Below are 11,212 nucleotides of genomic sequence, written 5' to 3' on the forward strand. Positions count from 1 at the left end.
GCCGCATACGGATCCGCGATCTCGGGCGCTACAGCCGAGTCCTTCATGGTCCCTAACACCCTTTTCGATGCCGGAGGTTTTCCTCCGGTCATTTTCTCCAGAAAGGCCTGTTAGCCTATGATGAGCCATTCCTGCTTCGATAATATTGCAAGGCTTCTCAGGGAAAAACAACTGCGCCTTTGGACGGGGATTTGAACAAAGCCTCACTCGTGAGGGACCGGATCCACGCAACTGTCATCCTGAATATCGTGAAAGCTGATGCGGACCTTGCCGACGTGCCGGGCCGGGTCAGCCGATTGGCCCAGGCCAACCAGCACGTTCATCTCGCCCACGAGGCATTCGTTACTGGTCGCCGACCTGAGCCGGACGCGACGGTGACGCACCCGAGCTTCGAAATCATTGAGCAGGAACAGGGTTTCTGCGTCCACGTCGATGTCGGTCTGGCCACAGCGCCTGCCCTCCGCATGGGTGGTAATCTGCAGGTTCTGCAGCAGCGGATAAAGATCCGCTGGCCATTCGACGATGGGGTTTTGGCTCAGTGGCATGGACGACCCCGGTGCTTTGACGAGCCTTGAGCGAAAAGGCTCCAATAATTAAGCACCTGCGATGCTTGGCGGTTCCATGAGCGCGACCCGTGAAGCGTTCACCTGTTAAGTCCTGAAGGATCCGATGCTCTAGGGCAATGCCCTGATCTGCTCGTGCCGGTCTTGCAATCCTTCTCATCAATGCCCGGCTTCCTCGTTTTGATCGCCTTGGAAGCCCGGCATTCGATTTCGTCCTCCGAGGTCGGCTAAGCCACGAAGCCGAACATGGACTTGATTTCGAGGAATTCCTCGAACCCGAACCGACCCCATTCGCGTCCATTGCCGGATTGCTTGTAGCCGCCGAAAGCCGCGGCTGTGTCGCCGCGCGACCCGTTCAAATGGACCATGCCGGCCCGGATCCTTCGAGCCACTTGACGGGATCTCTCAAGGTCTCCCGATGTGACATAGCTCGAAAGGCCATAGACCGTATCGTTTGCCATTCGGATGGCGTCCTCCTCATCTTGATACGGCAGGATGCTCAGGACGGGCCCGAAGATCTCCTCCTGGGCGATGCGCATGTCATTGCGCACGTCCGCAAACACGGTCGGTTGCACATAGTAGCCCCGGTTGAGCCCGGCAGGGCGGCCAGGACCACCAGCCACGAGAGACGCCCCTTCCTTGATCCCTGCTTCAATCAGATTTTGGATGCGATCAAACTGGACTTGGCTGACGACAGGTCCAATGGTGGTCGAAGCAGCCCTTGGATCGCCGACCACCGTCTCGTCTGCAATGCGGCGGGCAATTGCGATGACCTCCTCCTGCCGGTCCGCCGGGACGAGGAGGCGTGTTGGAGCGTTGCAAGACTGGCCGCTGTTGGCAAAGCAGGCCCGGGCCCCATGGGTGACCGCGACATCGAAGTCTGCGTCGTCGAGCAGGATGTTGGGAGACTTGCCACCTAGTTCCTGGTGAACCCGCTTGACCGTGTCGGCTGCGGCCTTCGCAACCAGAATGCCGGCCCGAGTCGAACCTGTGAAGGACACCATGTCGATGTCGGGATGGCTTGCGATTGCCTGGCCGACATTCGGCCCGTCCCCGTTGATGAGGTTGAACACGCCTGGAGGCACGCCGGCTTCATCCAGGATTTCCGCAAAGATGAGGGCTGAGAGAGGCGCGACCTCGCTGGGCTTGAGCACCATGGTGCATCCGGCCGCAAGAGCGGGGCCGACCTTGCAGCCAATCTGGTTCAGCGGCCAGTTCCAGGGCGTGATCAGCCCGACGACTCCGATGGGCTCCCGGGTGATCAGGGTTGCGTTGATCGTCTCATCGAACTGGTAGGTTTTCAGGACCTCGATGGCCCGGGTCAGGTGGCCAAGTCCGGCAGGCACATGCCTGTCACGGGCAAAGGCAAGGGGAGCGCCCATTTCCGCGCAAATGGCTTCAGCCAAGTCGTCAGTACGATTCCGGTAGACAGCCACGATCCGCCCCAGGAGATCCAGGCGCTCTTCGCGGCTGGTCAGGGAATAGCTTTCGAAGGCGCGTTGGGAGGCCAAAACGGCCCGGTCCACGTCAGCCGCTCCGCCAGCTGCAATGGTTGCAACGGCCTCCTCCGTCGCCGGATTGATCACGTCGATGAAGGTGTCCCCAGCAGGCGCGACCCATTGGCCATCGATGTAGAATTGGTGATGATGTGGCAAGTTTTACTCCCCGGCTCCATGAGCGCAGGCCTTAGTTAGTAAGGTTCGGTGCGCAATGGCAACCATTGCCGGCCCATCTGGTGTTTCGCGAATGCGCTCGAACTGCGCTCATTCGCAGGCGGCCGATTGCGCTTTGCGGGGAGGCTCTCGATTTCGGTTATGAGATGCTCGTGGAACACGCCGTCCCGAGGATCACCCTTGCTCATCGATCGGACGGCTGAAATCTGCAGTCCTGTTCGAACTGACCGCATGACCCTGTGGAGGGCGATGGTGCTGCCAGAGAGGATCGAACTCTCGACCTCTCCCTTACCAAGGGAGTGCTCTACCACTGAGCTACGGCAGCGCGCCAACGGGGAGGGCCGCTTACTGCCACACGGCAGCCCTCCATGCAAGCTTGAAAATGATCTTTATTCGGCGGCCTGGACTTTGGGCTCCAGGGGGAGCCTGAGCGCCGTCCAGACCTCAACCAAGGCGGCAGCCAGGGCGTCGATATGAGCGTTCGAGTGGAACGGCCCGGGGGTGATGCGCAGGCGCTCGGTGCCGCGGGGCACGGTGGGATAGTTGATCGGCTGGATATAGATGCCGTGCTTCTCCAGGAGCCGGTCTGAGGCGGCCTTGCAGGCTTGCGCATCCCCCACCATCACCGGCACGATGTGGGTGGGCGTGGCGAGGACAGGCAGGCCGGCGCTGCTGAGGACCGCCTTGGTGCGGGCGGCTTGGCGCTGCTGCTGCTGGCGCTCGGTGGAGGAAGACTTGAGATGCCGGATCGAGGCCATGGCGGCGGCGGCCACGCTCGGCGGCAGGGCCGTGCTGAAGATGAAGCCCGGGGCAAAGCTGCGGATGGCGTCCATCACCGCCTTGGTGCCGGTGAGATACCCGCCCATGACACCGAAGGCCTTGGCCATTGTGCCCTCGATCACGTCGATCCGGTGCATGGCGCGTTCGCGTTCGGCGATGCCGGCGCCACGGGGGCCGTACATGCCGACCGCATGGACCTCGTCGATGTAGGTCATGGCACCATAGCGTCCGGCGAGATCGCAAATGGCGTGGATGGGGGAAATATCTCCATCCATGGAATAGACGCTCTCGAACACGATCAGCTTGGGCCTCTCGCCGGCCGCCTGCAGCAGTTCCTCCAGGTGGTCGAGGTCGTTGTGGCGGAAGACCGCCTTTTCGCAGCCGGACTGGCGCACACCCTCGATCATCGAGTTGTGGTTGAGGGCATCGGACAGGATCAGGCAGTTCGGGATCAGCCGGGCCAGCGTGGCGATGCCGGTCTGGTTCGACACGTAGCCCGAGGTGAAGACCAGCGCCGCCTCCTTGCCGTGCAGGTCGGCAAGCTCGGCCTCCAGCTCGACCAGCGGGTGGCTGTTGCCCGAGATGTTGCGCGTCCCGCCGGCGCCGGTGCCGAGGCGCCAGGCCGTCTCGACCATGGCGCGGGTCACATCCCGATTCTGGCCCATGCCGAGATAATCGTTGGAACACCAGACGGTAATGGGGCGGGGCCCCTCCGGCGAGTGCCAGAGGGCCTGGGGATAACGGCCGGCCAGCCTCTCGATATCGGCAAAGACCCGATAGCGGCGCTCCGCCTGGAGGCGGTCGAGGGCTGACGTGAAGAAGTTTTGATAATCCATCATCTCACCGGGTGGGCAACGCAATGCCCGGGGATCTTGAGCTCATTATGCCAGATCACATTGATCCGGGTCAAAGTCCTGAGCCGTGATAATACGGTTGAGGCCCGCCTGCGAAGCCTCTATTGGGTAAAGGCGACGATGGGTCGCTTGAACCATGACTGACGTAAAATCACAAGAAAAGGCTAATCGGCTCAAGGCGGCTCTGAAGGAAAATCTCAAGCGTCGCAAAGCCCAGGCACGGGGACGGCAAGCCGTCAAGACGTCTGGAACCGAAAGCGGGAGCTTGAGCGTTTCGGCAGAGCGCGACAAGCCGTCCGACTAGCCTCGACGATCAAACGCGCGCATAGCGCATAGCTCGCATTGAAGAGTTGCAAGGGGATTTCGATGGATCGCATTCGCATCCGGGGCGGCGCGCCTCTCAACGGCTTGATTCCGATTTCAGGTGCAAAGAATGCGGCCCTGCCCCTCATGATCGCCAGTCTGCTCACGGAGGAGACCCTCGAGCTCGGCAATGTGCCGCGGCTCGCCGACATCTCCTCCCTGCTGCGGATCATGAGCAATTTCGGCGTCGATCACTCGATCGCCGGTCGCCGGCCAGGCCAATCCTCGGAAACGGGACAGACCATTCGTCTGACGTCCAAGAACGTCATCGACACCACGGCGCCTTACGAACTGGTCTCGACCATGCGGGCGAGCTTCTGGGTCATCGCTCCCTTGGTCGCCCGCTTTGGCCATGCCAAGGTCTCCATGCCGGGCGGCTGCGCCATCGGCACCCGGCCGGTCGACCTGCTGATCATGGCGCTGGCCAAGCTGGGCGCGGCGATTGAGATCGAAGCCGGCTATGTGGTGGCGACCGCTCCGAAGGGGCTCAGGGGCGCCGAGATCGACTTCCCGAAGGTGACAGTGGGCGGCACCCATGTGGCCCTGATGGCGGCGGCCCTTGCCCAAGGTACCACCGTGATCCGCAACGCCGCCCGTGAACCCGAGGTTGTGGACCTGGCCGCGTGCCTCATCAAGATGGGCGCCAAGATTCAGGGCGCCGGCTCCTCGGAGATCGTGATCGAAGGCGTGTCCCGCCTGAACGGCACCTCCCATGATGTCATGCCCGACCGCATCGAGACCGGCACCTATGCCATGGCCGTGGCCATGACCGGCGGCGACCTCGTGCTCGACAACACCCGGCCGGAATACCTCCAGGCGGCCCTCGACGTGCTGGGCCAAGCCGGGGCTGAGGTGACCTCGACCCATGGCGGCATCCGTGTTCGCCGCAACGGCAATGGCATCCAGCCGGTCGATGTTACCACTGATCCCTTCCCAGGCTTCCCGACCGATCTCCAGGCCCAGTTCATGGCCCTCATGACCCGGGCCAGCGGCACCTCGCGCATCCGCGAGACGATCTTCGAGAACCGGTTCATGCACGTGCAGGAGCTTGCCCGCCTCGGCGCCCAGATCCGCCTCGACGGTGACAGTGCCTATGTGGACGGCGTTCCGGGCCTCAAGGGGGCTCCGGTCATGGCGACGGACCTGCGCGCCTCTGTGTCTCTGGTGATCGCCGGCCTCGTGGCCGACGGCGAGACCACGATCAACCGGGTCTATCACCTGGATCGCGGCTTCGAAGCGCTAGAAGCCAAGCTCGCCCGATGCGGCGCTCTTATCGAGCGCGTAAGGGGTTGAGTCTAGAGCTGAGGCATAGTCCTCGGGTGTTGAGGCGCTGTTGGAGCAAAATGCTTGTGGATTTATCTACTATAGGTTGGTGATCATTCTACTAAAGCGCGTGTCAAGTTCTAGGCTGTCGCTGGATGAACTCAAGCATTCTTTCGTTTGGAACGGCGAGTGTAAAGGTTTATCCGAATCATCGAGCTACAGTGAGAGAAGCGATGGCCTACTACATGTACCAGGACTCGGATAAACAGTGGCGCTGGCGTCTGGTTGCTGCAAACAACCGCACAATTGCGAACTCCGGCGAGGGGTATCACAATGAGGCTGACTGTCTTGCAGCGATCAATCTCGTCAAAGGCTCCTCCAGCGCCCCGGTTCGAAAATCTTAGATCGAAGTAAGGCCGGCGTCATCGCCGGCCTTTTCATGGAGGATTGGAAGTCCTGCCCGGCCCAAAGGTTGCGCCGGGGCAGGGGGCTCTCTACCTAAAGATCAAGTTCAACAACAGGTTGGTGGGCCATGGATCTCCTGAGACTCGTTGCGTTAGACCCTGAAGACCTTGCCGTCATCTCCGCCCATCTGCAGGATTCGCTGCTGCAGGTGGGCGACATTGCCTATCTGCCCAAGGAACGGCGTTTCGCCATCCAGGTTCGCCGGTACGACTGGGAGGCGGCCACCCCTCAGCGGCGGCTAACCTGCATGCATTTCGAGCATGTGACGGGGGTGCGCGTCCGCGGCATCGACCAGACCAATAAGGATATGGTTCTTAACCTTCTCGCCATTGCGTTCGAGGAGCGGGATGCCCCATCCGGCACGGCCACCTTGATCTTTGCCGAAGGTGGAGCCATCCAGGTGGACCTGGAGTGCATCGAAATGCAGATGAAAGACACCGGCCCGGTCTGGGCTGCCGAAAGCCGCCCCTCGCACGAGGACCAGCTGCAAACGGCGGAGCGCCCATAATGGCGCAGAGGCTCGATGCGCGAGACGCCTCCTTCCCGCGGGCTTTTGCCACTCTGCTGGCTGCCAAGCGCGAGGTCTCGGAGGATGTGGACCAGGCGGTCCGCGCCATCATCGAAGACGTGGTGGTCAAAGGCGACGAAGCCTTGATCGACTTCACCTACCGGTTCGATGGGCTGGCGCTCCAGCCCGAGACCCTGCGCATTTCGGAAGCCGAGATTGCGGCGGCGGAGACCCAATGCCCGAAGGAGGCGCTGGAGGCCTTGAAGCTGGCGAAAGAGCGCATCGAGGTCTTTCACCGGGAGCAGCGCCCAAAGGACTTCAAGACCACCGATCCCGTCGGGGTCACCCTGGGCTGGCGCTGGACGGCGCTCGAATCCGTCGGCCTCTATGTCCCCGGCGGTCTTGCGAGCTATCCCTCGTCCGTCCTCATGAACGCCGTGCCGGCGAAGGTGGCGGGCGTTCCGCGCATCGCCATGGTGGTGCCGACCCCACGGGGCGAGACGAACCCTCTCGTGCTGGCGGCGGCGCGTCTCGCCGGCGTCGACGAAGTGTTCCGCATCGGCGGCGCCCAAGCCGTGGCGGCTTTGGCCTATGGCACCGAAAGCGTCAGGCCTGTCGCCAAGATCGTCGGTCCCGGGAACGCCTATGTGGCCGCCGCCAAGCGCCGCGTCTTCGGTCAGGTCGGCATCGACATGATCGCAGGTCCTTCCGAAGTGCTCGTTCTCGCCGATGCCGATGGCAATCCGGACTGGATCGCCGCTGATCTTCTGGCCCAGGCCGAGCACGATACAGCTGCTCAGTCGATCCTCATCACGGACAGCCCGGCGCTCGCCGATGCGGTGGAGAAGGCCGTCGAGCGTCAGCTTCAGACCTTGCCGAAGGCGCAGATCGCCAGCGCGAGCTGGCGCGATTATGGGGCGATCATCCTTATCGACCGGCTGGAGAACGCCATTCCCCTCGTGGATCGGCTGGCCCCCGAGCATCTCGCGATCGAGACGGAGAATGCGGAGGAACTCGCAGCCAAAGTCCGCAATGCGGGCTCGATCTTCCTCGGCAGCCATACGCCGGAGGCCATCGGCGACTATGTGGGCGGCCCCAACCATGTTCTGCCCACCGCTCGCTCCGCCCGGTTCTCGTCCGGGCTCGGCGTGCTTGACTTCATGAAGCGAACCTCGATCCTGAAATGCGATGCGGGCGCATTGCGCGCGCTCGGCCCTGCGGCGATCGCGCTGGGGCGGTCGGAGGGTCTGGAGGGGCATGCGCGGTCGGTCGCGATCCGCCTGAACCTCTAGCGCATCGTGCGAAAAAGTGGTTCCGGTTTTTCGCGCTCAACGATGCGCTCATTTGGAAGAGGAGCATCGAATCAACCCCAAAAGTGCAAGTTCACTTTTGGGTTCGATGCTCTAAGGTAACCGGAGGGGGGATGGCGAGCGAAGCGAAGGAGCGGGCCCGGCTGGTCGCCGTCACCCTCGACGAGGCCTCCATCGGCCGCGGCAATCCCGATCAGGAACATGAGCGGGCGATCGCCATCTACGACATCCTTGAAGAGAACGCCTTCTCCCTGCCGAATTACGACGGCGGCCCTTATGTCCTGCGCATTTCACTGATCGACAAGAAGCTCTGTCTTGAGGTGAGCGCGCAGGATGGCGCGCATCTCGTCTCGCATCATCTGTCGCTGACGCCGTTCCGCAAGACCATCCGCGATTACGAGATGATCTGCGATAGCTATTACCAGGCAATCCGCTCCGCCTCACCTGCGCAGATCGAGGCCATCGATATGGGCCGGCGCGGCCTGCACAACGAAGCCGCCGAGCTGCTGATGAAGCGCCTCGAGGGCAAGCTGATCCTCGATTTCGATACGGCGCGTCGCATCTTCACGCTCATCTTCGCGCTTCATTGGAGGGGTTGACGCTTGGAGGAGCGCCTGGACGAGCCCCGCGCGAAACGGATCCATTCGGTTCTGTTCGTCTGCGCGATGAATGCGGTGCGCTCGCCCATGGCCGAAGCGATTGCGCGCCACTATTTCGGCAAGTCGGTCTATGTCCAGTCCGCCGGCGTGCGCAAAGGTGAGACGGATGGATTCGTGGCCTCGATCCTGTCCGAAATCGGCATCGACGCATCGAATCATAAGCCGCGTACGCTCGACGAACTGGAGGAGTGGGAAGGTCTCAATTTCGACCTCATCATTTCCCTCTCCCCGGAAGCCCACCACGCCGCCCTTGAGCTGACCCGCACCATCGCTGCCGATGTCGAGTATTGGCCGACGCCGGATCCGACGATCACGCAGGGCTCGCGCGACCAGGTCCTCGATGCCTATCGCAACATCCGCGACGGGTTGATGTACCGCATCCGCCTGCGGCTCAAGCAGACCTCACCCAAGGGCCCGAATGACGGCGAGGGTGCCTAGCCCTGCCAGGAGACCGACGATGTCGATCCGAGTGAGTGCCATGACGGTGATTGCGGCGGCAAGCGCGATCATGGCAGGCCAACCGTTGTCGATCACCACGGGCAGGATCGTCGCCAGGATGATGGAGCCGGGAAGGGCGCGAAGTCCCCGTTCGATGCGCGGCGTGATGCGCACGCGGCTCATGACCACCACGCCGGCGATCCGGCACAGGAACGTCACCAACGTCATGGCTGCGATGGCAATAACCGAACCCCAGGGGCTGGCGATGATCGTGCCGAACGTGCTCATTCGATCAGCATCCCGGCAATCACGCCTGCGAGCGCTCCGGCGATGATGAAGAGATAGCCTGGCACCAAGGCGTGCACGATCAGTGAGACAAGACCCGCTACGATCCAGGGCAGGGCGGGCTTGGCGCCTTTCCACAAGGGCACGAGCATGACGCCGAAGAAGATCGGCATCACGAGGTCGAGGCCGAAGCGCTTCGGCTCAGGCACGAGAGCGCCGGCGAAGAAGCCAGCGAAGGTCGCTGCCAGCCAGACCAGCCATAGGATGAGCGCGCATCCCAGCAGCATGCCCACATCCCGCCCACCCTCATTGTGATACCGGGTGCCGATGAGCCAGCCAGCCTCCGTGAGAAGGAAGAGGTTGAGTGCCGTGCGTGGGAGAGGCTCGTGCTTGAGCCATGGCTGGAGGGTTGCTCCGAGCATGATCATGCGCGCATTCACGACGGCAGTGACGGTCATGATCGTCAGGATGGTCGTGGGCGTCCAGACCTGCTGCCAGATCTCAAGCCCCACCATCTGCGAGGCGCCGGCATAGACAAAGGCGGAGAGGCCCAGTGTCTCGCCGAGCGACAATCCCTTCTGGGCCGCCGCGGTGCCAAAGGCCAGGGCGAACATGATGAAACCCGGGAAGGCAGTGAGTGCGGCGCGGGCGCCGTGGCGCAGGCCTTGAGCAGAAAAATGAGGGCGGAGAGTGGGGGGCATGAGCGTTATGCTCTGTGCCCTCCCGCATCCCCGCCGTCAATTGGAGATTGGAGATTTCGGATTGATGTTTGGCTTAGCCGACAGCGCCATTGACCAAGGGTGCCACCTCGACCCAGCCCTCGTAGATCATCTTGATGGCTACGTAGAGGATGATCGCCAAGCCCACATAGGCAATCCAGCGATAGCGCTGGAGCAGGCGGGCGATGTAAGACGCCGCAACGCCCATGAGAGCAATCGAAAGCAGAAGGCCGAAGGCCAGGATATAGGGATGCTCCCGCGCCGCGCCCGCCACGGCGAGCACGTTGTCGAGGGACATGGACACGTCGGCGATGACGATCTGCCAGGCAGCCTGAGAGAAGGTCTTGCGCGGGACCCCGCCGGCAATGGTGCCGTCCTGATTGATGTCCCGGCCCTCCAGAGCCTCCTCGGCCGCATGCTGCTCTGCCTCATGGCCCGTGCGCAATTCACGCCACATCTTCCAGCACACCCATAGCAGGAGGATGCCGCCGGCGAGGAGAAGGCCCACGATCTGAAGAAGCTGGGTCGTGAGAAGAGCGAAGATGATGCGCAGAACCGTGGCGGCCAGGACGCCGAGCAGGATCGCCTTGTTGCGCTGCTCCTTGGGGAGGCCGGCGGCGGCCAGGCCGATGACGATGGCGTTGTCGCCGGCGAGCGCCAGATCGATGCCGATCACCATCAGGAAGGCGACGACCTCGGGTCCAAAATATTGCGAGAGATCAAACATGCGGTGCCTCATATGTCGGGTTGCGGGCAGCGCATGCGAAACGCTCAAAGAGACGCATCCGGCATCGTCCTGATCCGAAAATCCCCGAGTCAGGTGCCGAAATGCAGGCAAAACCGTCTTTTTGAACGAACCCAGGCCGCCCTGGTTTTCATCCAGTCCGACATCGCCGCCCCTTTACGGAGCGACCAGAGGGGCCCGGCCTGGCAGTACAAGGTCCATCTAGACAACCCCGTACGAGGGATCAAGTCACCTCGCATAAAGAGCCGTAGCTATCCTATGGATCCAGGGACGCTTTTCCCCTGGTCCTTGATTCCAAGATGATTTGTTGAGAAGGGTTCTCCTCAGGAAAACGGAAGCTTGATCCCGGCTGCAGCCTCGGGCCATATCGTCTGAAAGAACCTTGGGCGCTTGGGGCGTCTGCAGGGAGGTTTCATGTCCATTCTCCACGAAGGTTCCGGACCTCCGCGACGCGAAGGTCCGGTGCGCGCCCCACAGAGCTTGGCGGGCGGGTTGGTCCTGCTGGCACTTGCAGCCTTGGCGTTGTGGCTTACGCGGGATCTCGATCAGGGCACTCTCAATGCCATGGGACCGGCCATGCTGCCCCG

Annotated in this window: 12 protein-coding genes and 1 tRNA gene; 6 read left to right on the plus strand and 7 right to left on the minus strand. The window is 62.4% G+C overall.

What is annotated here, in order from left to right; translation table 11 throughout:
• Positions 1–203: 203 nt before the first annotated feature.
• The 4 genes from ILT44_RS19035 to hemA all read right to left on the minus strand — a co-directional run bounded on the left by ILT44_RS19035 (position 204) and on the right by hemA (position 3,852).
• Positions 204–545, minus strand: a complete 342-nt coding sequence (locus ILT44_RS19035) for a hypothetical protein (RefSeq protein ID WP_204241194.1) — start codon at positions 543–545, stop codon at positions 204–206.
• A 245-nt stretch (positions 546–790) separates the two neighbouring features.
• The gene (locus ILT44_RS19040) at positions 791–2,218 is read right to left on the minus strand and encodes an aldehyde dehydrogenase family protein (protein ID WP_204241195.1); all 1,428 of its coding nucleotides are present in this window, start codon (positions 2,216–2,218) and stop codon (positions 791–793) included.
• Positions 2,219–2,486: 268 nt separating this feature from the next.
• A tRNA-Thr gene (locus ILT44_RS19045) sits at positions 2,487–2,561 on the minus strand.
• A gap of 64 nt (positions 2,562–2,625) precedes the next feature.
• Entirely contained in the window at positions 2,626–3,852 is a 1,227-nt protein-coding gene (hemA, locus tag ILT44_RS19050; protein WP_239468372.1) for a 5-aminolevulinate synthase, read from the minus strand.
• A 384-nt stretch (positions 3,853–4,236) separates the two neighbouring features.
• Here hemA and murA point away from each other — a divergent pair, with 384 nt between their 5' ends.
• The 6 genes from murA to ILT44_RS19080 all read left to right on the plus strand — a co-directional run bounded on the left by murA (position 4,237) and on the right by ILT44_RS19080 (position 8,876).
• Positions 4,237–5,526, plus strand: a complete 1,290-nt coding sequence (gene murA, locus ILT44_RS19055) for a UDP-N-acetylglucosamine 1-carboxyvinyltransferase (protein WP_204241197.1) — start codon at positions 4,237–4,239, stop codon at positions 5,524–5,526.
• Positions 5,527–5,729: 203 nt separating this feature from the next.
• Complete coding sequence (locus ILT44_RS19060; RefSeq protein ID WP_204241198.1) at positions 5,730–5,900, plus strand: YegP family protein; 171 nt, start codon at positions 5,730–5,732, stop codon at positions 5,898–5,900.
• 128 nt (positions 5,901–6,028) lie between these two features.
• Positions 6,029–6,469: a DUF2948 family protein gene (locus ILT44_RS19065; protein WP_204241199.1), complete on the plus strand. Its 441-nt coding sequence runs from the start codon at positions 6,029–6,031 to the stop codon at positions 6,467–6,469.
• Positions 6,469–7,761 carry a histidinol dehydrogenase gene (gene hisD / locus ILT44_RS19070; protein ID WP_204241200.1) on the plus strand — a complete coding sequence of 431 codons (1,293 nt, stop codon included), beginning with the start codon at positions 6,469–6,471 and terminating at the stop codon, positions 7,759–7,761. Before ILT44_RS19065 ends, hisD begins: the two co-directional genes overlap by 1 nt.
• Positions 7,762–7,892: 131 nt before the next feature.
• On the plus strand, positions 7,893–8,378 hold the full coding sequence (locus ILT44_RS19075; RefSeq protein WP_204241201.1) for a UPF0262 family protein: 486 nt from the start codon (positions 7,893–7,895) through the stop codon (positions 8,376–8,378).
• Between the two features lie 66 nt (positions 8,379–8,444).
• Positions 8,445–8,876, plus strand: a complete 432-nt coding sequence (locus ILT44_RS19080) for an arsenate-mycothiol transferase ArsC (protein ID WP_239468380.1) — start codon at positions 8,445–8,447, stop codon at positions 8,874–8,876.
• Here ILT44_RS19080 and ILT44_RS19085 read toward each other — a convergent pair.
• The 3 genes from ILT44_RS19085 to ILT44_RS19095 all read right to left on the minus strand — a co-directional run bounded on the left by ILT44_RS19085 (position 8,841) and on the right by ILT44_RS19095 (position 10,607).
• Positions 8,841–9,164: an AzlD family protein gene (locus ILT44_RS19085; protein WP_204241203.1), complete on the minus strand. Its 324-nt coding sequence runs from the start codon at positions 9,162–9,164 to the stop codon at positions 8,841–8,843. The two genes, ILT44_RS19080 and ILT44_RS19085, sit on opposite strands and share 36 nt — an antisense overlap.
• Positions 9,161–9,862 (minus strand): AzlC family ABC transporter permease, encoded by a 702-nt coding sequence (locus ILT44_RS19090; protein WP_204241204.1) that lies wholly within the window; start codon positions 9,860–9,862, stop codon positions 9,161–9,163. The genes ILT44_RS19085 and ILT44_RS19090 overlap by 4 nt, the downstream gene beginning before the upstream one ends.
• 73 nt (positions 9,863–9,935) lie before the next feature.
• Positions 9,936–10,607, minus strand: coding sequence for a TerC family protein (locus ILT44_RS19095; RefSeq protein WP_204241205.1), 672 nt, complete (start codon positions 10,605–10,607; stop codon positions 9,936–9,938).
• Between the last annotated feature and the right edge of the window lie 605 nt (positions 10,608–11,212).

It is taken from the genome of Microvirga arvi (genome assembly GCF_016892765.1).
GTDB lineage: Bacteria > Pseudomonadota > Alphaproteobacteria > Rhizobiales > Beijerinckiaceae > Microvirga > Microvirga arvi.

What these genes read in the sequence shown, in the direction of transcription:
- ILT44_RS19060 (WP_204241198.1), top strand. Translation starts at nt 5,730, where the DNA reads ATGGCCTACTACATGTACCAGGACTCGGATAAACAGTGGCGCTGGCGT.
- ILT44_RS19080 (WP_239468380.1), top strand. Translation starts at nt 8,445, where the DNA reads ATGAATGCGGTGCGCTCGCCCATGGCCGAAGCGATTGCGCGCCACTAT.
- ILT44_RS19065 (WP_204241199.1), top strand. Translation starts at nt 6,029, where the DNA reads ATGGATCTCCTGAGACTCGTTGCGTTAGACCCTGAAGACCTTGCCGTC.
- ILT44_RS19095 (WP_204241205.1), bottom strand. Translation starts at nt 10,607, where the DNA reads ATGTTTGATCTCTCGCAATATTTTGGACCCGAGGTCGTCGCCTTCCTG.
- ILT44_RS19085 (WP_204241203.1), bottom strand. Translation starts at nt 9,164, where the DNA reads ATGAGCACGTTCGGCACGATCATCGCCAGCCCCTGGGGTTCGGTTATT.
- hisD (WP_204241200.1), top strand. Translation starts at nt 6,469, where the DNA reads ATGGCGCAGAGGCTCGATGCGCGAGACGCCTCCTTCCCGCGGGCTTTT.
- ILT44_RS19035 (WP_204241194.1), bottom strand. Translation starts at nt 545, where the DNA reads ATGCCACTGAGCCAAAACCCCATCGTCGAATGGCCAGCGGATCTTTAT.
- murA (WP_204241197.1), top strand. Translation starts at nt 4,237, where the DNA reads ATGGATCGCATTCGCATCCGGGGCGGCGCGCCTCTCAACGGCTTGATT.
- ILT44_RS19090 (WP_204241204.1), bottom strand. Translation starts at nt 9,862, where the DNA reads ATGCCCCCCACTCTCCGCCCTCATTTTTCTGCTCAAGGCCTGCGCCAC.
- ILT44_RS19075 (WP_204241201.1), top strand. Translation starts at nt 7,893, where the DNA reads ATGGCGAGCGAAGCGAAGGAGCGGGCCCGGCTGGTCGCCGTCACCCTC.
- hemA (WP_239468372.1), bottom strand. Translation starts at nt 3,852, where the DNA reads ATGGATTATCAAAACTTCTTCACGTCAGCCCTCGACCGCCTCCAGGCG.